Source organism: Cellulomonas chengniuliangii (assembly GCF_024508335.1).
Classification (GTDB): domain Bacteria; phylum Actinomycetota; class Actinomycetes; order Actinomycetales; family Cellulomonadaceae; genus Cellulomonas_A; species Cellulomonas_A chengniuliangii.
The window spans coordinates 782,945-803,090 of the sequence record NZ_CP101988.1; the positions used below are offsets into that span (position 1 = coordinate 782,945).

A 20,146-nucleotide genomic window follows, 5' to 3' on the forward strand; every position below is an offset into this window, starting at 1 on the left:
CGACAGGCGGGCAGCGGGCTCCGGCCGCTCAGGGAGCCGGTGAGATCATGGACGGGTGAACCAGAGCAGCCCGCCCGCTTCGGGCGAACCCGTCGACCCGCCGAAGCCGCCCCCGGTGAGGCGGGTCATCGACGACACGCCACTGATCCCCGAGCGCAGCGCCGACGACTCCGACACCGGGTGGGGCGACGGCTCGGACTCCAACGACGAGCGCCTGCGCCGGGACGTCCCCCCGCACTGGTGACCTAGCGCGCGGGGCGTCCGCCCCCGCCGTGGCGGCCACCGCGCGGCCCGTGCGCTGAGGTCCCAGCACCACGGGCCGCGGCCGGCGTGTCAGGCCCGCGGCGCGGACCCGGCGTCGTTACGGACCGCGGGCGTGACACGCTGCGCGAGCAGGTCACGGATCTCCTGCAGCACGAGCAGGTCCTCGGGCGGCGCCGCGGGCTCGTCCTCGAGCCCGGCTCGGCGCCGCTTGGCCAGGTGGTTGAGCGGCAGCACGATGACGAAGTACAGCGCCGCCGCGGTGATGAGCAGCTGCAGCGCCGCGTCGGCGACCAGTCCGAACTTGTACTCGCCGCCGAGGATCGTGAACTTCCACAGGCCGCTCAGGTCGGTCCCACCGAAGATGGAGCCGATGAGCGGACCGATGAACCCCTCGACCAGCGACGACACGAAGGTGTTGAACGCGGCGCCGATGACCACCGCCACCGCGAGCTCGATGGCGTTGCCACGGGCCACGAAGTCCTTGAATCCGGTCAGCACACTCTTCATGACGCCTCCTGCTGGGAACTGGGCGCCGGAATCATCGCACGATGACCGGGCTCAACGAGGCCCAGGATCCGGCGCCGGCGAGCGCGGCGGCGTCGTCCGGTGACACGGCGAGCAGCACGGGGGGAGCCCCTGGGTTGCTGGATGCCAGGTCGAGCGGTCCGCTGGCGTCAGCGGCGATGGGCGCGGCCGCCAGGACGAGGGCGGAGCGGGCGAGGTAGCGTCCGTCCTGGTCGGAGCCGTCGCCCGCGGCCGCCAGCACATCGACGCGGGAGCCGGGGGTCAGCAGCGCCGCCACGCCCTGATCGGCGAAGCGCACCGGCGCGACGACCGTCCCCGGCGGGCCGGCGATGACGGTGGGCGCCACCACCCCCTCGACGAGCGGCAGGCCCGCGGGCACGGGCACGGCGAGGACCCGCCCCACCAGCTCGTCGGCGGTGGCCGCCGTGCCGCCGGGGGCGGTCTCGGGGAGGTGCTCCGCGGCGCGCAGGTCTCCCGGCGCCAGCACGGCGCCCGCGTGCAGTGCCCGGGCCGAGACGACCACGGCGATGGTGGCGACCGGCGGCGGCCTGAGCTGGCTCACTGTCACGGCCGCCGCCGCGCCCACGAGCAGGGCGGCGAGCGGCACGCGCAGCCGCCACAGCAGCACGCGGGTGCGCAGCCACCGTGGCCGAGAGCGGGCAGGCGTCAACGGTCGTGAGGTGGCCATGCCCGGACGGTAGGCGGGCAGGTCGCCGCCGATGTGACGGTTCGCCGCGTCACGGGGCGACGCGGCGGGTCTCCCGGCTGTGGGCGGGTGGTGGGGCTGTTCAGCTCGCGGCGGCGGGCTTCGACGCGGTGGCCTTCGCGGCGCCCGACGACGAGCCGCCCGTCGACGACCCGCTCGACGACGACCCGCTTGACGACGCGCTTGACGACCCGCCCGACGACGAGCCGCCGGACGTGGACGAGCCCGACGTGCTGGGGGCCGTCGAGGTGCTCGTGCTCGAATCGCTCGACGCGGAGCTCGACGACGACGACGGGCTGGCGGGCGACGACGAGGTCTTCGTGCTGCGCGAGTCGTTGCGGTAGAAGCCCGAGCCCTTGAACACCACTCCGACAGCCGAGAAGACCTTGCGCAGGCGGCCCTCGCACTCCGGGCAGCGGGTCAGCGAGTCCTCGCTGAAGGACTGCTGGATGTCGAAGGCGTGTCCGCACTCGGTGCAGGCGTAGGCGTAGGTGGGCACTGTCTCTCCCCGGTCGACCGACGTGCCGTCCGCCGGTCAGCGGCTGGCACTCTCCAAGTTCGAGTGCCAATCTTACGCGGACGCAGGGGCAGGTCGTCGCAGTCGCCCACCGGCTACCCTCGCACCGTGCCCCGTCGTCGTGCTCGCCGCCTCGTCCTCGCCGTCATCGCCACGGTCATCGCACTCGCCCTCGTCGCCACGGTCGTCGTGACCGCGTCGCTCGTGCGCCGACCGTTGCCGCAGGTCTCCGGAGAGGTCGAGGTCCCCGGCCTGGACCGGTCGGTGACGGTGGTGCGTGACGAGCAGGGCATCCCGCACATCACCGCGGAGACCTCTGACGACCTGTTCCGGGCGCAGGGCTTCGTGCACGCGCAGGACCGGTTCTTCGAGATGGACTACCGCCGCCATGTCACCGCGGGCCGGCTGTCCGAGCTCGTCGGCGCCGACGAGCAGGCGCTGGACGCCGACAAGGTGATCCGCACGCTCGGCTGGCGCCGGGTCGCCGAGCAGGAGTGGGACATCCTCTCCGAGTCGACGCGCGACAGCCTGCAGGCCTACGCGGACGGCGTCAACGCGTACCTGGCCGACCGCGAGCCCGGGGAGATCGCCGTCGAGTACACGATCCTCGGGCTGCGGCTCGACGTGGCCGACCCGGAGCCGTGGACGCCGGTCGACTCCCTGGCGTGGCTCAAGGCGATGGCCTGGGACCTGCGGTCCAACTACTCCGAGGAGATCGAGCGGGCCACCGCCTACGCGAGCGTGGGCGACGTCGCCCGGGTCGAGGAGCTGTTCCCGGCCTACCCGGAGCAGGTGAACCTCCCGATCCTCGACGCGTCGACCGCTCAGCAGGTCAGCGCGACCGCCGAGGGCGGGGACCTTGACCTGGCCGACGCGAGCCTGCAGCGCGCGCTCGCCTCCGTCGACGCCGCTCTGGCCGCCGTCCCCCGGCTGCTCGCCGACGGCGAGGGCACCGGCTCGAACTCCTGGGTCGTCGCCGGGAGCCACACCGCCTCCGGCAACCCGATCCTGGCCAACGACCCGCACCTGGGGATCTCGGCGCCGGGCATCTGGTCCCAGATCTCGCTCACCTGCGCCGAGGTCTCCGACGAGTGCCCGTACGACGTGTCGGGATTCTCGTTCGCCGGCATGCCCGGCGTGGTCATCGGCCACAACGCGCAGCTCGCGTGGGGGCTGACCAACATGGCAGCCGATGTCACTGATTTGTTCCTGGAACGCGTGGTCGAGCGCACCACGCTGCTCGACGGCGAACGGGTGCCGCTCCAGATCCGGATGGAGACCATCAAGGTGAACGGAGGGGAGGACGTCGACCTGGCCGTGCGCGAGAGCGTCCACGGCCCGATCATCTCCGACGTGCTGAACGTGGGAGAGGCCCACCAGGCGCCGGTTGCCGAGGACACCCCGTGGGGCGACTACGAGGTCGCCCTGCGCTGGACGGCCCTCGAGCCCTCGGCCACCGTGGACGCGCTGCTCGCCCTCAACGTGGCCAAGGACGCGGAGGACGTCGCCGCGGCCGCCGCCCAGTTCGCGGCGCCCGCGCAGAACATCGTGTTCGCGACCGTCGACGGGCACATCGGCTACCAGGCGCCCGGTCTGGTCCCGATCCGCAACGAGGTCGTGGGCGCGGCGCTCCCCTCGGACGGCTCGTGGCCGCGGCCCGGATGGGACAGCGCGTACGACTGGCAGGGGTACGTCCCTGCCGAGGAGCTGCCTGCCGCGCTCGATCCGGCAGAGGGCTACATCGTCGCGGCGAACCAGGCCGTGACCGGCGTCGGCGCCGGCCCGTTCATGACGAACGACTTCGACTACGGCTACCGCTCCCAGCGGATCCGCGACGGCCTGGTCGCGCAGATCGAGGGCGGGAAGAAGATCGACGTCGCCAGCACCGAGGAGCTGCAGCTCGACGACCTCAACCCGTTCGCGCAGGCCCTGGTGCCCACGTTGCTCGAGATGAACGTCGACGACGCGTTCGACGACGACGGCCAGGAGCTGCTCCGCGGCTGGGACCTGCGCTCGGACGCGGACTCCGCGGCCGCGGCGTACTTCGCGTCGGTGTGGTCCACGGTGCTGCGGCTGACCTTCTGGGACGACCTGCCCGACGGCTTCGAGCCGAGCGGCGGCTCGCGGTGGCTGACGGTGGTGTCGGGGATGCTCGACGACCCGCAGTCGCCGTGGTGGGACGACCGGACCACCGTGGGCATCGTCGAGGGCCGGGACGAGATCCTGACCCGCGCCCTCGTCACCGCGCGCCGCGAGCTCACCGTGGCGATGGGCCGGGACGCGAGCGAGTGGACGTGGGGCCGGCTGCACACCGCCGCGCCGACGCACTCCCCGCTGGGCGGCCAGTCGATGCCGGCCATCGTGCGCCGCCTGGTCAACCCGGGGCCGGTGCAGGTGAGCGGCGGCTCCTCGATCGTCAACGCGACGTCGTGGGACGCGGGCTCGGGGTCTTACGGGGTGGGGGCGGCGCCGTCCATGCGGATGGTCGTCGACCTCGGCGACCTGGACTCGAGCACTTGGGTCACGCTGACCGGGGCGTCAGGCCACCCGGCGAGCGCGCACTACGCCGACCAGCTCGGCGCGTGGGCCGAGGGCTCCAGCTACCCGTGGCCGTTCACCGCCGAGGCCGTCGACGGGGCCGCCGCGGACCGGCTGACCTTGGCGCCCGCCCGCGGCAAGGACTGAGCGGGCCCGGGCGGGCGTCGACCGCGGGTCAGCCCGCCCGGGCGTCGCCGGGGCGCAGCGATCGCCAGCCCCCCGGGGTCGCCACGGTGTCCACCGTGCGGTCGTGGGGCTGGCGGGGGAGTGGCCGGGTGCCGGCGTCGTAGACCTCTTCGGGGAAGACCAGGCCGATGACCCGCACGCCGGGCCGGGCGTGCAGCAGCGCGCGGTCATACCAGCCGCCGCCCTGCCCGAGCCGGGTGCCGGCCGTGTCGATCGCGAGGGCGGGCGCCACGATCACGTCAGCGTCCGCGATCGCCTCAGGGCCGAGCGCGGGGGTGCTCGGCTCGGGCGGCCTGCCGGGAGCACGCTGGCGCAGGTCCTCCGCCCCGGCGTACTCGGCCCAGTCGCGCTGCAGGCCCGCGCCGAGCACGGGCAGCAGCACGCGCACGCCTCGTGCGGCGAGCCGCTCAAGGAGCGGGCCGGTGCCGGGCTCGGTCGACCGTGCGGCGTAGACGGACACGCACCGCGCCTCGGCGACCTCGGGGACGGTGTCCACCACCGAGGCCAGCGCCGCCGCCGCCTCCTCGCGGCGGCGGGGGGACCGAGCGGCTCGAGCAGCCCGGATCGACCTGCGCAGATAGTCCTTGAGGTCCTCGACCTCCAGGCCGTCGGAGGCGGGCGGATACGGCTGTGCAGCGCTGCGCATGTGGACCATTCTCGCAAACGTGATCTGGGACCTCGGACACGTGTGGCCTAAGTCTCACGCACAACTGGGGTGAACCGTGCGAATGTGACGAATGTCGCGCGCCGATCTGGCCGTCCGCCACTAGCGTGATCAGGCATGACACTCCACAAAGCGGTCATCCCCGCGGCAGGCCTCGGCACCAGGTTCCTGCCCGCCACCAAGTCGACACCCAAGGAGATGCTCCCGGTCGTCGACAAGCCGGCGATCCAGTACGTCGTCGAAGAGGCCGCCGCGGCGGGCCTGGACGACGTCCTCCTGGTGATCGGGCGGAACAAGGGGTCCATCGAGGACCACTTCGACTCGGCGCCCGAGGTTGAGCGCGCCCTCGAGGCCAAGGGCGACGACGCGCGCCTGGACGGTGTGCGCCGCTCGAGCGAGCTGGCCCACGTCCACTTCGTGCGGCAGGGCCAGCCCAAGGGCCTGGGCCACGCGGTGCTGCAGGCCAAGCACCACGTCGGCGACGAGCCTTTCGCGGTGCTCCTGGGCGACGACCTGATCGACGAGCGCGACCCGCTGCTGCCCACCATGATCGAGCTGCAGCAGCGCACCGGAGGGTCCGTGGTCGCCCTCCTCGAGGTCGAGCCCAGCCAGATCTCGCTGTACGGCGCCGCGGCCGTGGAGGCACTGCCCGACGGGCCCGAGGACCAGGTGCGGGTGACCGGGCTCGTGGAGAAGCCAGCGGCCGAGGACGCGCCGAGCAACCTCGCGGTGATCGGGCGCTACGTGCTGAGCCCGGCGGTCTTCGAGGTGCTCGAGCGCACCGCGCCGGGCCGCGGCGGCGAGATCCAGCTGACGGACGCGCTCGCGACGCTCGCGGACCTGCCCGCGGAGCAGGGCGGCGGGGTCTACGGGGTCGTGTTCCGCGGTCGCCGCTACGACACCGGGGACCGGCTGGACTACCTGAAGGCCGTGGTGCGCCTCGCCTCAGACCGCGAGGACCTGGGCCCGGACTTCCGCGAGTGGCTGGTCAACTTCACCCCCACGCTCAAGGACTGAGCGTGATTGACGGCGGCCCCGGGCCCTCTCGGGGCCGCCGTCGAGGCAGAATGCGCAGATGAGATCCGTCCAGGACCATCTGGCCGCGGTGCTGGGCTCGGTCGGCCCCGTCGCGCCGCTCGACGTCGTCCTCGCCGATGCCGTCGGCTGCATCCTCGCCACCGACGTCACCGTGGAGCACGATGTGCCGCCCGCGCCCGTCGCGGCCCGTGACGGCTATGCCGTGGCCTCCTACGACACGGCGGACGCCGGCCCGACGAGCACCCGCACGCTGCCGGTCGCGCACGACGTCGTGGTCGCTGCGCCGTCGACGCTGCGGCTGGCGCCCGGGCAGGCTGTGCGCATCGCTTCCGGAGCGCGGCTGCCGCAGGGAGCCGACGCCGTGGTGCCCGTCGAGGAGACCGACCGCGGCGCGGCGAGGGTGGCGCTGCAGCGCCCGGCCCACCCCGGGCAGCACGTGCGGCTTCCGGGCTCGGACGCCCGCGCGGGCGATCTGGTGCTGGCGGAGGGCATCCGGCTCGGAGCGCGGCAGCTCGCGCTCGCCGCCACGCTCGGCCATGGCCGGCTGCGAGTGCACCCCACGCCGCGTGTGGTGATCGTGTCCGTCGGCGACGAGCTGGTCGAGCCGGGCTCGGCACGCCGTGAGGGCGCGGTGTACGAGGCCGACGGGCACGCGCTCGAGACGGCGGTACGGGACGCGGGCGCCTCGGCGCGACGGGTCGGCATCGTCTCCGACGACCGTGCGACGCTGCGCGAGGCCCTCGAGGACCAGCTGGTGCGCGCCGACCTGATCCTCACCACGGGCGGGCTCAGCGAGTACGCGCATGACACGGTCAAGGACGTCCTGGCGCCGCTCGGCACGGTGCGGTTCGACCACGTGGCGATGACCCCGGGGCACCGGCACGGCTTCGGCACGGTGACCGGGCTGGGCGGGGACGGCGCGGTGCCGATCTTCGCGCTGCAGGGCCACCCCGTGGCCGCCCAGGTGTCCTTCGAGGTGTTCGTGCGCCCGGCGCTGCGGGCCATGGCCGGCCACGCCGACCTGTTCCGCCCGTCGGTGACGGCTGAGGCCACCGAGGGGTGGAGCTCGCCGCCAGGGCTGCGGCAGTTCGTCCCGGCGCTCGTCGTGGGCTCCCCGGACGAGGGCTACCAGGTCACGCCCGTGGGGGACCCAGGCACGCCGTCCGTCACCGCGCTGTCCCGGGCGAACGCCCTGGCCGTGGTCGGCGAGCAGGACCTCGCCGTGCATCCCGGGCAGCGGGTGCACTGCCTGGTGCTGGAGGGCTGATGGCCCCGGGCTGGCCGGTGGTGCTCACCGAGGGGGACGTCCGCCTGCGGCGGCTCCGACGGCGCGACAACCAGGCGTGGATGATCCTGCGCGCGCAGAACGCCTCCTGGCTCGAGCCGTGGGACGCGACATCGCCGGTGCCCGTGCGCGGGCCCCGCCCGAGCTTCGGGGAGTTCGTGCGCTCGCTCAACGCCCAGGCGAGGTCCGGGTCGGCGCTCCCCTTCGCCCTCGACCACCAGGGCGTGCTCGTCGGCCAGCTCACGGTCTCGGGCATCGCCTACGGCTCGCTGCGCTCGGCCTCGATCGGGTACTGGGTGTCGCGGCACGTGGCCGGGCGCGGCATCATGCCGACAGCCGTCGCGATGGCAGCCGACCACTGCTTCGGCGTGCTCGGGCTGCACCGCGTCGAGGTCAACATCCGGCCGGAGAACCTCCCGTCGCTCCGGGTCGTGGAGAAGCTGGGCTTCCGCGAGGAGGGGGTTCGCAAGCGGTACCTGCACATCGGGGACGAGTGGTGCGACCACCGGTCGTTCGCCCTGACCGTCGACGAGCTGCCGCCCGGTGGGCTCCTCGCCCGGTGGCGCAGCCGACGCTGAACCAGCGCATTAACGGCGCGGGCCCGGTCCCCGCGGAGGCGGAGGGCGACACGCCGAGAGGGCTCCCGGAGCGGCGACGGGCCTGCCCCTACCGTCATGACGTGGACACTCCTGCCGGCCTCGTCACCCTCGCGGTGGTGGGCTTGTGGGGCGCGTATCTGATGCCGCACCGCCTGCGGCATCGTCAGCAGCTCGTCGAGGCACGGATCGACGATCGGCACTCGGGGGCGCTGCGCGTCCTGGCGGTCGCCGACCGGCCTGGTCGTCGACGGCAGCCCAGGAAGCGCACGGCGCCCGCTCTGCTCACGGCCTCGGCCGACTGCTCGACACCCGCGGAGCCGCGGGTCAGGTTGCTCACCCCGGGCCGGGGGCTCCCGCTCGGGACGTCCGGCGGTGCGAACGGAGGCATGGCCGTGGATCGACCTCACGGGACGCAGGACAGGATCAGCGCCGACAAGGCGCGACGCACGGCGCAGCACCGGGCCGCGCACGCCGCAGCCGTCGCCCGCCGTGGCGCGGCCGCGCGCCGTCGGGCAGCGCTCGCCTTCGTGCTGCTCGTCGCCAGCGCCGTCGGCTGGGCGGTCGCGGGGCTGACAGCGGTCACGGTGCTCGCCGGCGTGGCGCCCACGGTGCTGCTCGGGTCGGTGCTGGTGCTCGGCCGTCGGGCGGTGCTCTCTGGGCGGGCCGCCGACGCCGAGTGGGAGCGTCGTCTGCGTGAGAGCGCCCTGCCCCCGGCACGCGCCACCCCGCTGGCGCCCGCGGTCACGGGCCGCGCGGTGCACCCCTCCGACGCCCACACCGAGGTCTTCGCGCGCATCCTCGACACGGTGGACGGCCCTGCGGAGGCGCCGAGCGCCGCGTCCGGGACCATCCCGGTGGTGCGCCGCAGCGCCCGCGCCGCCGAGGCGGACGCCGGGTCTGACAGCGGGCAGGCCGACGCCTGGTCGCCTGTCCCGGTGCCGCGCCCCACGTACACGCTCAAGGCCGCGGCTCCGCACCGGGAGCCCGCGCCGCTCGGCGACGTCGAGGGATCGACCGCCGCCGCATCGCCCGTGGGCGTCGCCACCCAGCCGGCCACGACGCTCGACGCCGACGGCGTCACGCGGTCCGCCAGCACGGACGGCGAGCGCCAGGAGGGCCCGCGCCCGCCCATCGAGCAGCCTGCGACCACCACCGGCTCGATGAACCTGGACGAGATCCTCGCCCGCCGCCGCGCTGTGGGGGAGTGACGCGAGTTCGCGATGCACCCTGCGCGGGTGCTAATGTTTGACCCGCTCGAGGGGCTGTGGCGCAGTTGGTAGCGCGTCTCGTTCGCAATGAGAAGGTCAGGGGTTCGAATCCCCTCAGCTCCACCACGAAGGGCGGCTGGTCAGCGGAAACGCGGGCCAGCCGCCCTTTCTCTGTGGCGCGGGCAGTGGGAGGATGACGGGGCAGGGCGCGGCCCGTCCGACGCGCGCACCCACCGAAGGAGCCACGTGCAGCCCGAGGCCATCGAGCTCGTCCCCCAGCCGCTCCGCTGCGAGCCGCTCGACTCCGATCCGTTCGTGCTCGGCGCCCGGCCAGCCGTCCTCGTCGGGGACACCCCGGACGAGCTCGCCGTCGGGGTGCTGGCCGCGGACCTGCTGGGGCGCCTGACCGGCCGGCCGGTCGAGGTGCGCGGGCACGGTGGCGCGCTGCGCGGCGAGGACGTGCTGGTGTTCCGCCTGGCGGCGGACGCCGCCGTGCCGGCCCCGGCGAGCACCCCCGCTCCCGACCGTGAGGCCGTGACCGCGCAGAGCTACCGGCTCGAGGTCGGGCCCGGCCGGGCGCAGGTCTCAGCGCCCACCACCGCAGGGCTGGTGGCAGGGTTCCTGACCTTCAAGCAGCTGCTGCACGCCGGGGCGGACGGCGTGCAGCGGGTGCCCGCCGTGCACGTGGAGGACGTGCCGCGCTACCGGTGGCGAGGCCTGTCGATCGATGTCGCGCGCAGCTTCCTCACGCTTGAGGAGCTCAAGGTCGTCACCTCGCTGATGGCCCAGTACAAGCTCAACATGCTGCACCTGCACCTCACCGACGACCAGGCCTGGCGGCTTGAGATGCCCTCCCGTCCCCGGTTGACCCGCGAGGCGGCGGAGGGGGCGGTGGCCGGCGGTCGCGGCGGGTCGCTGACCGTCGCCGACCTGAGGGAGCTGACCACCTACGCGTGGGCGCGGGGCGTGACGATCGTGCCGGAGATCGATCTGCCCGGGCACATCAACGCGGCCCTCCGCGCCTACCCGGACCTCAACCCCGACGGCGTGGCGCCACCGCGCTACACCGGCATCGAGGTCGGCTTCAGCCGCCTGACGGCAGCGCTGCCCGCGACGCGTGGCTTCATCCAAGACGTGCTGGGCGACATGGCCCGGCTCACCGCGGGGCCGTACGTGCACGTGGGCGGCGACGAGGTGCTCACCATGGAGCGCGCCGAGTACTCCGAGCTGGTCGGCGCGGCGGCCCAGGCAGTGCGGGCCGGTGGCAAGACGGTGGTCGGGTGGCAGGAGATCGCCCAGATGCCGCTGGAGCCGGGCACGGTGGTCCAGGTGTGGGACACCCGTCCGAGCCTGGCGGCCGTGCGGGACGCCTCTCGCGCGGGCGCCCGGCTGCTGATGTCGCCGGCGAGCCGCGTCTACCTGGACATGAAGTACGACGCCTCGACCGAGGCAGGGCTGGAGTGGGCCGGGCACGTCGAGGTGCGCGACGCGTACGACTGGGAGCCGTCCACCGTGGTGGAGGGCGCCGACCCGGATGCCGTGATCGGAGTCGAGGCGGCGGTGTGGAGCGAGACGCTCCACGACATGGACACCCTGCTGGCGATGCTGCTGCCCCGACTGGCCGCCGTGGCGGAGGTGGCCTGGACCGTTCCCGAGCGGCGCTCGTGGGAGGGGTTCTGCGCCCGAGTCGCGAGGCAGCCGGAGTTCTGGGACCGGGCGGGCTTCCCGTGGCACCCCTCGGCCCAGGTGGAGTGGGGCGGGCGGGGCTGACCGGGCGCCGCGGCCGACCGGGCCGGCGGGCAGCCCGTCAGACCCAGGTGGTCGTCCACATGTGCAGGCGCCAGAAGTCGACCGGGATCACCCATCCCGTCCAGATCGGGTAGAAGAACGCGCTCACCGCGACGATCAGCGCCACGAACGCCGACACCCAGACGATCGCCTGTCGCCGGGAGCGCTTGTCCTCCTCGGGCGGGCCGATCACCAGGCTCAGCACGTAGACCAGGGTGAGGACCACCCACGGGACGAAGGCCACCGAGTAGAACGTGAAGATGGTGCGGTCGGTGTAGGCGAACCAGGGGAGCCACCCGGCGACGATGCCCGACAGCACCGCGCCCGCCCGCCAGTCGCGCTGCCACAGCAGCCAGACCACCGCGACGATGATCGACGCGGCGCCCGCCCACCAGAGCAGCGGGTTCCCCAGCGAGGTGATGGCCTGGGCGCACGCGTCGGCGCCGCAGGCCTCGCGCGCGGCCTCGCCCGACAACGACGAGACCTCGGTCGGGTAGTAGTACGACGTGGGGCGCCACTGCACGATCCAGCCCAGCGGGTGCGCCGAGTACGGGTGCTCCGAGCTGAGCCCGCGGTGGAAGCCCCACATGTCCTGGTGGTACTTCCACAGCGACCGCAGGGCTTCCGGCAGCCACTGCACGCCCAGGTCCGGGTTCTCGGCCGCCCACTGGCGCAGGTGGGCGCGCGGCGAGCGGAACCACGACGCCCACGAGGCCACGTACGTGACGAGGGCGATGCCGACCATGCCGACGCCCGCGGGGACCGCGTCGCGCACGAGCGTGGCCAGCGGCCAGTCGCGGACGCCGACGGCCCGCCGGGCGGTCGCGTCCCACGCGACCGTCAGCAGCCCGAAGACCGCCAGGAAGTAGACGCCGGACCACTTGGTGCCGATGCACAGGCCGAGCAGCACCGCCGCCGTGACCCGCCACCAGCGGACGCCCAGCCGTGGCCCCCAGCCGAGGACGCCGCCCGCGTCGAGGACCGCCGCCGCGCGCACCGCCAGCCGGCGCCGCGCCTGCTCGCGGTCCAGCAGCAGGGCCCCGAACGCCGCCAGCGCGAAGAACATCACGAAGCCGTCCAGCAGCCCGATGCGGGAGTGCACGATCGCCGAGCCGTCCACCGCGAGCAGCAGCCCGGCCACCACGCCGAGCGCGGTGGAGGCGAACAGCCGGCGGGCGATCCGCACCATGAGCAGCACGCTCAACGTGCCGACGATCGCTGCCGCCAGCCGCCACGCGGACGAGCTGGCCGCGCCGCCTCCGAGCTCGATTCCCCAGCCGATCAGCCACTTGCCGACCGGGGGGTGGACGACGTACGCCGGGTCGACCCCCAGCATGCTGGTGTCGCCCGCCTCGAAGGACGGGTTCGGGTCGTCTCCCCACTGCGCCTCGTAACCGCGGGTGACCAGGGAGAACGCGTCCTTGACGTAGTACGTCTCATCGAACACCAGGTGGTGCGGGGTGCCGAGCCGCACGAACCGCAGTACCGCGGCCAGCGCGGTGACGCCCAGGGCCCACAGCCAGCCGGTGAGCCGGGCCCGCGGGGTGGCGTCGAGCACCGCCGCCCGCGCGCCCAGCAGCCGCTGCGTGAGGCGCTCGACCGTCGAGACGGGCGCCTCCGACTCGGGCTCCCCCGACTCGGGCAGGGCTGGGGAGCCGCCCTCCCGTGGAGCATCGTCGTCTCGCTCGAGGGTCCCGCGAGGCGACTGGTCCACGAAGACGTCCACGCCCACCTCCGCCCCTGTGGGGGCCGCGGCGGGGCCGGTCGGCGAGTGGCCGTCCGAGGTGGCGTCGTCGTCAGCTGGGATACGTGGCACGCGGTCATGCTAGGGGCGCGGAGAGGCGCGCCGACAGTGTCAGCGCGGAAGCAGCGGGGCACCGGCCGGGCAGTGGCCGACCTGCCCTGGCCGGTGGCGACCGCGGGCGCCGGGCGAGGTGGCAGGCTGGTGGGCGTGACCTCTCCCCTGGAACCCGCGCCGACGAGCCCTTCCACCTCCTCCGGAACAGGCCGCCTGGTGCTCGCCGCGACGCCCATCGGGGATGTCGAGGACGCCTCCCTGCGCCTGCGCAGGCTGCTCGCCGAGGCGGACGTGGTCGCCGCGGAGGACACCCGACGGCTGCGGGCGCTCGCCGCGCGGATGGGGGTGGTGATCGGCGGTCGGGTCATCAGCTACCACGAGCACAACGAGTCGGAGCGGGCCGGCGACCTGCTCGAGGTGGTCGCGGGCGGCGGCACCGTGCTGGTGGTCACCGACGCGGGCATGCCCGCGGTCTCGGACCCCGGCTTCCGGGTCGTCGAGGCGGCGGTCGAGGCCGGCCTGCCGGTGACGGCCGCGCCTGGCCCGAGCGCGGTGCTGACCGCGCTGGCCCTGTCCGGGCTGCCGACAGACCGGTTCTGCTTCGAGGGCTTCCCGCCCCGCAAGCCGGGCGAGCGCGCACGGGCCTTGGCCGAGCTGGCCACGGAGCGGCGCACGCTCGTCTTCTTCGAGGCGCCCCACCGGCTGGCCGACACGCTGGCGGCCATGGCGGAGGCGTTCGGCGCCCAACGGCCGGCCGCGGTGTGCCGCGAGCTGACCAAGACCTACGAGGAGGTCCGCCGCGGGCCGCTCGGCGAGCTCCTCGCGTGGGCGCAGGCCGGGGAGGTGCGGGGCGAGATCGCCGTCGTGGTGGGCGGCGACGTTGACCGGGCCCCCGTGTCGACCGCGGACCTGGTCGCGGAGGTGCTGGCCCGGGCGGACTCGGGCGAACGGCTCAAGGACGCGGTCTCCGAGGTCGCCGAGGCCGCGCAGGTGCCCAAGCGGGACCTGTACGCGGCCGCGCTGGCAGCCCGCAAGCGCTGACCGGCCGGCTCCAGAGACGGCGTCAGGCGTCCTGGGAGGCGACGAGCTCGGCGCCAGCGGCGACCATCACCTGCCGGGCCTCGAGGCCTTGCTCGGGAGTCACCGGCACGGTCAGGTCGGTGAGCACTCGGGCGCGCAGCCCGAGGGTCAGGGCGTCGAGCGTCGTCGCCTTCACGCAGTGCGACTCGGCGATGCCGACCACGTCCACGTCGGTCACCTGGCCAGCCTCCAGCAGCGCCGCGAGAGAGCGCCCCTGGGTGTCCACGGCCTCGAAGCCCGAGTACGCCGCCGCGTACTCGCCCTTCTTGACGCTGGCATCGGGCCGCAGCGACGCGAGCGCCGGGTGCAGGTCGGCCTCCGCCGTGCCCGCGACGCCATGGGGAGGCCAGGTGTCCACGAAGTCCGGGGAGTCGCTGAAGTGCGGGCCCGGGTCGATGTGCCAGTCCTGGGTGGTGACGACCAGGTCGTACCGGTCGCGGTTGCCCGCGGCGTACTCGGCGATGGCCTCCGCCACGGCGTTGCCGCCCTGGACGGCGAGCGCGCCTCCCTCGCAGAACGTGGGCTGCACGTCGACCACCACCAGCGCGCGGTGGGTGGGCCTGCGAGGGGCGGGGGCGGTGCCGGCCATGGGTTCTCCTGAGGGGTGCGGACGTCCGCGACCAGCCTCGCAGGTTCGGGGCCGGTAGTCAGCCCTCGTCCCATCACGACCTCTAGCGCGAATGACCTGGGCGCCGGGGCATCGGCGGGTCTAGCGTCCGGCCATGGAGTTCCGTCGCATCCCGGGCCTGCCGCCCTACGTGTTCACGATCATCGACTCGCTCAAGCTCGAGGCCCGCCGCGAGGGGCGCGACGTCATCGACCTCGGCTTCGGCAACCCGGACCTGCCCAGCCCGCAGATCGCCGTGGACAAGCTCGCCGAGGCCGCGCAGAACACCCGCAACCACCGGTACTCGTCCTCGCGTGGGCTGCCCAAGCTGCGACAGGCCGCGGCCGACCACTACCTGCGCCGGTTCGGTGTGAGCCTCGACCCCGACACCGAGGTGCTCTCGACCATCGGGGCCAAGGAGGGGTTCAGCCACCTCATGTGGGTGCTGCTGCAGCCCGGCGACGCGGCCATCGTGCCGACCCCGAGCTACCCGATCCACATCTGGGGGCCGTACTTCGCGGGGGCCGACGCGCGCCAGGTGCCCATCGGCGACGGGGCCGACGGCGCGGGGTACATCGACAGGGTCATGGAGGCGTGGGAGCTCGGCTGGCCCAAGCCGCGCGTGGTGGTCCTGTCGTTCCCGCACAACCCCACGACGACCACCGTCGAGCTCGCCGACCTGCAGCGCCTGGTCGACTGGGCCCGAGAGCGCGACGTCGTCCTCGTGCACGACCTGGCCTACGGCGACATGTGCTTCGACGGCTGGAGCCCGCCGTCGATCATGCAGTGCGAGGGCGCCAAGGAGGTCGCCGTCGAGCTGTACTCGATGACCAAGTCGTTCTCGATGGCCGGCTGGCGCGTCGCGTTCCTCGTCGGGCGCCGCGACGTCGTCGACGCCCTTTCCAAGCTCAAGAGCTACCTCGACTACGGCACGTTCCAGCCCATCCAGATCGCCGCGACGGTGACGCTCAACGAGGCATCCGAGTACCCGAGCGAGCTCAACAAGGTCTACGAGGCGCGACGGGACGCGCTCGTCGACGGCCTCGCCCGCATCGGCTGGGACATCCTGCGGCCCCGGGGCACCATGTTCGCCTGGGCCAAGATCCCCGAGCCGTACGCCGACATGGGGTCGATCGAGTTCGCGCAACACCTGGTGCGCGAGTGCGACGTGGCGGTCTCACCGGGCGTCGGCTTCGGCCCCGGCGGGGACGGGCACGTGCGGTTCGCGCTCATCGAGAACGAGCAGCGCATCGCGCAGGCCGTCCGTGGGCTGCGGCGCGGCCTGGAACGCCTCTGACACGGTCGCCCGCAGCGCGGTCTGGCGCGGGGACGGGCTGCGTGATGGGCTGTCGGGATGGGCCGCAGGGAGGCTGGACCGTCGCGCCGCCGCATGCTGCCCCGGCTGTGCGGGGCCGTGCTGGCGGTGGCGCTCGCGGGGTGCGGGGCCGGCACGGGCACGAGCGAGTCCGCGGGCGGCTCGACCGTCACGGAGACCGCCTCGTCGGCGCCGGGACCCGCGACGCCGGTTGAGGTGACCGGGGTCGTGGAGGTCGCCTCGGACCTGGAGACGCCCTGGGCCATGGGCCTGCTGCCCGACGGGCGGCTGGTCGTCACGCAGCGTGACGCGGGGACGATCGTGCTGGTCGGGGCTGACGGCGAGGTCGTCGAGGCGACCGGGACCGGCGCCGAGGAGCTGCGGGAGCTGACCCACGCGCAGGGCGAGGGCGGCCTGCTGGGGGTGGCCGTCGGGCCGACGGGCGAGCACCTGTTCTTGTACGTGACGACGGGCCGCGACAACCGGGTCGTGCGGGCGGCACTGGACGGGACGGCGCTGGGCCCGCTCGACACCGTCCTGGACGGGATCCCCGCGGCGCGGAACCACGACGGCGGCCGACTCGCGTTCGGCCCGGACGGCTTCCTGTACGTGGCGACGGGCGACGCGGGGCAGCGAGACGACGCGCCGGACCCAGCCTCGCTCGCGGGCAAGATCCTGCGGGTCACGAAGGATGGCGACCCGGCTCCGGGGAACCCCGACCCGGCCTCGCCGGTGTGGAGCTCGGGCCACCGCAACGTCGAAGGGCTGGGCTGGGCGACCGACGGGCGGATGTTCGCGAGCGAGTTCGGCCAGGACGCGTGGGACGAGCTCAACGTGATCGTGCCCGGCGGCGACTACGGGTGGCCCGCCCACGAGGGCGACCCGGGGGCCGACGAAGGCACGGTGGCCCCGGTGGTCACGTGGACCACGCGCGAGGCGTCGCCCTCGGGCCTGGCGGTGACGGAGGACGCGGTCTACGTGGCGGCGCTGCGCGGCGAACGGCTGTGGCGGGCGCCGCTGACCGAGGACGGCGTGGGGGAGCCCCAGGCGCTGCTCGAAGGCGAGCACGGGCGCCTGCGCGCGGTCGAGGTCGCGCCCGACGGCACGCTGTGGGTGCTCACCGGCAACACCGACGGGCGCGGTGACGCGCGTCCGGGGGACGACCGGCTGCTGCGCGTGACCCTGGCGCCCGTCGCCGGCTGACGGCGCGACCCCACCGTGCGGAATGGGCTGCGACCAGCCCCGGGCGCGGACCTACGATGAACCCATGCCCGACGCGAGCTCGACCTTCTACCTGACGACGCCGATCTACTACGTGAACGACGCACCCCACATCGGGCACGCGTACACGACGGTCGCGGCGGACGTCATCACCCGCTGGCATCGCCAGCGCCAGGAGCCCGTGTGGTTCCTGACGGGCACGGACGAGCACGGCCAGAAGGTCATGCGCACCGCCGAGGCGAACGGGGTCACCCCGCAGCAGTGGGCCGACCGCCTGGTCGAGGACGCCTGGAAGCCCGTCCTCGAGACGCTCGACGTGCGCAACGACGACTTCATCCGCACCACGCAGGCGCGCCACACCGAGCGCGTGCAGGCGTTCATCCAGGACCTCAAGGACAAGGGCGAGATCTACGCCGGCTCGTACGAGGGTCCCTACTGCGTGGGCTGCGAGGAGTTCAAGCTCCCCGGCGACCTGGTCGACGGCACGGGCGAGTACGAGGGCCAGAAGGTCTGCGCGATCCACAGCACGCCCGTCGAGATGCTCTCCGAGCAGAACTACTTCTTCCGGATGAGCGCGTACACGCAGCGCCTGTTGGACTTCTACGAGCAGAACCCGACGTTCGTGCAGCCCGCGAGCGCGCGCAACGAGGTCATCTCGTTCGTGAAGCAGGGCCTGCAGGACCTGTCGATCTCCCGGAACACGTTCGACTGGGGCATCCCGATCCCGTGGGACACCTCGCACGTGCTCTACGTGTGGTTCGACGCGCTGCTCAACTACGCCACCGCCATCGGCGTCGACTCGGACGACCCGGAGGAGAAGGCTCGGTTCGAGCGGACGTGGCCCGCGAACGTGCACCTGGTCGGCAAGGACATCCTGCGCTTCCACGCGGTGATCTGGCCGGCCATGCTCATGGCCGCCGGGCTGCCGTTGCCGGGGCAGGTCTTCGCGCACGGCTGGCTGCTGGTGGGCGGCGAGAAGATGAGCAAGTCGAAGCTCACGGGCATCGCGCCCAGCCAGATCATCGACACCTTCGGCTCTGACGCGTTCCGCTACTACTTCCTGCGCTCGATCGCGTTCGGCCAGGACGGGTCGTTCTCCTGGGAGGACCTGGCGGCGCGGTACCAGGCCGAGCTCGCGAACGGCTTCGGCAACTTGGCCTCGCGCGTCGCGGCGATGATCGGCAAGTACTACGGCGGCGTGCTGCCGCAGGCGGGTCCGCAGACCGACGCCGAGGAGACGCTCGCGGCCGTCGCGGCCCGCGCGGTCACCGACGCCGAGGACGCGATGGACCGGCTCGCGCTGCACGAGGCGATCTCTGCCGTGTGGACGCTCGTCGAGGCGACCAACGGGTACATCACGGAGCAGGAGCCGTGGAAGGTCGCGAAGGACCCCGCCGAGGTCGGGCCCGACGGCGCCGCGGTGCAGGGCGGTCGCCTCGCGACCATCCTGGTGACGGCTGCCGAGGCGCTGCGGGCGCTCGCCGTGCTGCTCAACCCGGTCACCCCGAAGGCCGCGGCGGCGCTGTGGGAGTCGCTGGGCGCCGAGCCGGCGCTCGGCGCGCTCGCCCTGCAGCCAGTCGACGCCGCCGCCCGATGGGGCCAGCTGCCCGCGGGCACGGTCGTCACCAAGGGCGCCTCGCTGTTCCCGCGGATCGAGGAGCCGGCCGCGTCGTGAGCCGCCGCACCCGGGAGCGCGGCTGGCCGGCCGACCCCGAGCCGTTGCCCGTGCCCGTCGTCGACAACCACACGCACCTCGAGAGCGTGCTGTCGTTCGAGACGCCGGACGAGGAGCCCCGCACGCTGGACGACCAGCTGGCCCGGGCCGCGGCGGCCGGGGTCACCCGGATGGTCCAGGTGGGCTGCGACCTCGACGCGGCCGCCTGGACCGACGCGCTGCTGCGCGAGCGGGCCGCCGTCGGCGACCGCTCGCTGCTCGGCGCGCTCGCGGTGCACCCGAACGAGGCGGTCCTGCACGCCGGTATCCGTGAGGTGGCGCCCGACGGACTCGAGCCCGCGCCCGAGCCGCGGCACGAGGTGGACCTCGACACCGCGATCGCCCGCATCGCCGCGCTGGCCCGGGGCAACGGCCGCGTCCGGGCGATCGGCGAGACCGGCCTCGACCACTTCCGGGCCGGGCCCGCGGGGCGGCAGGCGCAGGTCGAGGCATTCCGCCAGCACATCGCACTGGCCAAGGAGCTGGGCCTGGCGCTGCAGATCCACGACCGGGACGCGCACCAGGACGTCATCGACGTGCTGCTGCGCGACGGCGCCCCGGAGCGGACGGTGTTCCACTGCTACTCGGGGGACGCGGAGATGGCCCGGGTGTGCGCCGAGCACGGCTGGTACCTCTCGTTCGCGGGCCCGGTGACGTTCAAGGCAAACGACGGGCTGCGCGCCGCGCTGCGCGAGACACCGCTCGACCGGGTGCTCGTCGAGACCGACGCCCCGTACCTGACCCCGCACCCCTTCCGCGGGCGCCCCAACGCGCCGTACCTGCTGCCGCACACCGTCCGGCAGGTCGCCGAGACGCTGGGCCGGGACCTGGGCGAGGTCTGCTCCGCGCTCGCGGCGACCTCTGAGGACGTCTACGGCCCGTGGTGAGCGGCGGTCCGCGCGTCCTCTCGCAGGGCCGCACGGCGCCGCCACGAGGGTGAGAAGCGGGTGAGAACCCGCCGCCGGGACCTGGGGCGGCTACCCGTGGACGTCACAGATCGGTTACGGTCGGGGCTGCTGACTGTCGGCGCGGACCGCTGCCGACCCCCAGCAGTCGACACCCCCGAGCACGAGGAGCACGGTGCCCCAGCCTG

At 73.9% G+C, this 20,146-nt stretch carries 18 protein-coding genes, 1 tRNA gene and 1 pseudogene; 14 read left to right on the top strand and 6 right to left on the bottom strand.

Translation table 11 applies throughout. The features are described from left to right. The first annotated feature begins 55 nt into the window (after positions 1 to 55). A complete protein-coding gene (locus NP064_RS03755; RefSeq protein WP_227567848.1) occupies positions 56 to 244 on the top strand; it encodes a hypothetical protein in 189 nt (62 codons plus the stop codon). Between the two features lie 89 nt (positions 245 to 333). Here the strand turns inward: NP064_RS03755 and mscL are convergent, their stop codons facing one another. Together mscL and NP064_RS03765 are read right to left on the bottom strand one after the other, a co-directional pair. Next, the gene (gene mscL / locus NP064_RS03760) at positions 334 to 771 is read right to left on the bottom strand and encodes a large conductance mechanosensitive channel protein MscL (RefSeq protein ID WP_227567847.1); all 438 of its coding nucleotides are present in this window, start codon (positions 769 to 771) and stop codon (positions 334 to 336) included. Positions 772 to 802: 31 nt separating this feature from the next. Next, positions 803 to 1,477, bottom strand: coding sequence for an RcpC/CpaB family pilus assembly protein (locus tag NP064_RS03765; RefSeq protein ID WP_227567846.1), 675 nt, complete (start codon positions 1,475 to 1,477; stop codon positions 803 to 805). A 128-nt stretch (positions 1,478 to 1,605) separates the two neighbouring features. Between NP064_RS03765 and NP064_RS16705 the strand changes: the two genes are divergently transcribed. Beyond that, the gene (locus NP064_RS16705) at positions 1,606 to 1,839 is read left to right on the top strand and encodes a hypothetical protein (RefSeq protein ID WP_308015290.1); all 234 of its coding nucleotides are present in this window, start codon (positions 1,606 to 1,608) and stop codon (positions 1,837 to 1,839) included. A 14-nt stretch (positions 1,840 to 1,853) separates the two neighbouring features. Here the strand turns inward: NP064_RS16705 and NP064_RS16710 are convergent. After that, positions 1,854 to 1,994, bottom strand: a pseudogene (locus NP064_RS16710) (FmdB family zinc ribbon protein); the annotation flags it as partial. Between the two features lie 126 nt (positions 1,995 to 2,120). Here NP064_RS16710 and NP064_RS03775 point away from each other — a divergent pair. Then, a complete protein-coding gene (locus NP064_RS03775) occupies positions 2,121 to 4,697 on the top strand; it encodes a penicillin acylase family protein (protein ID WP_227567844.1) in 2,577 nt (858 codons plus the stop codon). Between the two features lie 28 nt (positions 4,698 to 4,725). On the opposite strand, the gene NP064_RS03780 is transcribed toward NP064_RS03775, so the two are convergent. Further along, entirely contained in the window at positions 4,726 to 5,382 is a 657-nt protein-coding gene (locus tag NP064_RS03780) for a 5-formyltetrahydrofolate cyclo-ligase (RefSeq protein WP_227567843.1), read from the bottom strand. Between the two features lie 135 nt (positions 5,383 to 5,517). Between NP064_RS03780 and galU the strand changes: the two genes are divergently transcribed. The 6 genes from galU to NP064_RS03810 all read left to right on the top strand — a co-directional run bounded on the left by galU (position 5,518) and on the right by NP064_RS03810 (position 11,300). After that, on the top strand, positions 5,518 to 6,417 hold the full coding sequence (gene galU / locus NP064_RS03785; protein WP_227567842.1) for a UTP--glucose-1-phosphate uridylyltransferase GalU: 900 nt from the start codon (positions 5,518 to 5,520) through the stop codon (positions 6,415 to 6,417). A gap of 58 nt (positions 6,418 to 6,475) precedes the next feature. Further along, the gene (locus NP064_RS03790; RefSeq protein ID WP_227567841.1) at positions 6,476 to 7,705 is read left to right on the top strand and encodes a molybdopterin molybdotransferase MoeA; all 1,230 of its coding nucleotides are present in this window, start codon (positions 6,476 to 6,478) and stop codon (positions 7,703 to 7,705) included. Further along, entirely contained in the window at positions 7,705 to 8,301 is a 597-nt protein-coding gene (locus tag NP064_RS03795; protein WP_227567840.1) for a GNAT family N-acetyltransferase, read from the top strand. The genes NP064_RS03790 and NP064_RS03795 overlap by 1 nt, the downstream gene beginning before the upstream one ends. A 101-nt stretch (positions 8,302 to 8,402) precedes the next feature. Continuing rightward, entirely contained in the window at positions 8,403 to 9,530 is a 1,128-nt protein-coding gene (locus NP064_RS03800) for a hypothetical protein (RefSeq protein WP_227567839.1), read from the top strand. A gap of 50 nt (positions 9,531 to 9,580) precedes the next feature. Beyond that, positions 9,581 to 9,656: transfer RNA gene (locus tag NP064_RS03805), tRNA-Ala, on the top strand. Positions 9,657 to 9,776: 120 nt separating this feature from the next. After that, complete coding sequence (locus NP064_RS03810) at positions 9,777 to 11,300, top strand: beta-N-acetylhexosaminidase (protein WP_227567838.1); 1,524 nt, start codon at positions 9,777 to 9,779, stop codon at positions 11,298 to 11,300. Between the two features lie 37 nt (positions 11,301 to 11,337). Here the strand turns inward: NP064_RS03810 and NP064_RS03815 are convergent, their stop codons facing one another. Further along, a complete protein-coding gene (locus NP064_RS03815) occupies positions 11,338 to 13,134 on the bottom strand; it encodes a dolichyl-phosphate-mannose--protein mannosyltransferase (protein WP_227567837.1) in 1,797 nt (598 codons plus the stop codon). Positions 13,135 to 13,269: 135 nt separating this feature from the next. Between NP064_RS03815 and rsmI the strand changes: the two genes are divergently transcribed. After that, a complete protein-coding gene (gene rsmI, locus NP064_RS03820; protein WP_227567836.1) occupies positions 13,270 to 14,157 on the top strand; it encodes a 16S rRNA (cytidine(1402)-2'-O)-methyltransferase in 888 nt (295 codons plus the stop codon). 22 nt (positions 14,158 to 14,179) lie between these two features. Here rsmI and NP064_RS03825 read toward each other — a convergent pair whose 3' ends face one another. After that, positions 14,180 to 14,785 carry an isochorismatase family protein gene (locus NP064_RS03825; RefSeq protein ID WP_227567835.1) on the bottom strand — a complete coding sequence of 202 codons (606 nt, stop codon included), beginning with the start codon at positions 14,783 to 14,785 and terminating at the stop codon, positions 14,180 to 14,182. A 133-nt stretch (positions 14,786 to 14,918) separates the two neighbouring features. On the opposite strand from NP064_RS03825, the gene NP064_RS03830 reads away from it, so the two are divergent. The 4 genes from NP064_RS03830 (at position 14,919) to NP064_RS03845 (ending at position 19,940) form a co-directional block, all read left to right on the top strand. Continuing rightward, positions 14,919 to 16,100 carry an aminotransferase class I/II-fold pyridoxal phosphate-dependent enzyme gene (locus tag NP064_RS03830; protein ID WP_227567834.1) on the top strand — a complete coding sequence of 394 codons (1,182 nt, stop codon included), beginning with the start codon at positions 14,919 to 14,921 and terminating at the stop codon, positions 16,098 to 16,100. 57 nt (positions 16,101 to 16,157) lie between these two features. Further along, positions 16,158 to 17,321: a PQQ-dependent sugar dehydrogenase gene (locus tag NP064_RS03835; RefSeq protein WP_227567833.1), complete on the top strand. Its 1,164-nt coding sequence runs from the start codon at positions 16,158 to 16,160 to the stop codon at positions 17,319 to 17,321. 64 nt (positions 17,322 to 17,385) lie between these two features. Beyond that, positions 17,386 to 19,014 carry a methionine--tRNA ligase gene (metG, locus tag NP064_RS03840; protein ID WP_227567832.1) on the top strand — a complete coding sequence of 543 codons (1,629 nt, stop codon included), beginning with the start codon at positions 17,386 to 17,388 and terminating at the stop codon, positions 19,012 to 19,014. After that, complete coding sequence (locus NP064_RS03845; protein ID WP_227567831.1) at positions 19,011 to 19,940, top strand: TatD family hydrolase; 930 nt, start codon at positions 19,011 to 19,013, stop codon at positions 19,938 to 19,940. The genes metG and NP064_RS03845 overlap by 4 nt, the downstream gene beginning before the upstream one ends. Positions 19,941 to 20,146 lie beyond the last annotated feature (206 nt).

Bases quoted from the DNA above. Each gene is read 5' to 3' on its own strand.
- NP064_RS03780 (WP_227567843.1), bottom strand. From the start codon at position 5,382: ATGCGCAGCGCTGCACAGCCGTATCCGCCCGCCTCCGACGGCCTGGAG.
- mscL (WP_227567847.1), bottom strand. From the start codon at position 771: ATGAAGAGTGTGCTGACCGGATTCAAGGACTTCGTGGCCCGTGGCAAC.
- NP064_RS03765 (WP_227567846.1), bottom strand. From the start codon at position 1,477: ATGGCCACCTCACGACCGTTGACGCCTGCCCGCTCTCGGCCACGGTGG.
- NP064_RS03830 (WP_227567834.1), top strand. From the start codon at position 14,919: ATGGAGTTCCGTCGCATCCCGGGCCTGCCGCCCTACGTGTTCACGATC.
- NP064_RS03795 (WP_227567840.1), top strand. From the start codon at position 7,705: ATGGCCCCGGGCTGGCCGGTGGTGCTCACCGAGGGGGACGTCCGCCTG.
- NP064_RS03790 (WP_227567841.1), top strand. From the start codon at position 6,476: ATGAGATCCGTCCAGGACCATCTGGCCGCGGTGCTGGGCTCGGTCGGC.
- NP064_RS03825 (WP_227567835.1), bottom strand. From the start codon at position 14,785: ATGGCCGGCACCGCCCCCGCCCCTCGCAGGCCCACCCACCGCGCGCTG.
- galU (WP_227567842.1), top strand. From the start codon at position 5,518: ATGACACTCCACAAAGCGGTCATCCCCGCGGCAGGCCTCGGCACCAGG.
- NP064_RS03835 (WP_227567833.1), top strand. From the start codon at position 16,158: ATGGGCCGCAGGGAGGCTGGACCGTCGCGCCGCCGCATGCTGCCCCGG.
- metG (WP_227567832.1), top strand. From the start codon at position 17,386: ATGCCCGACGCGAGCTCGACCTTCTACCTGACGACGCCGATCTACTAC.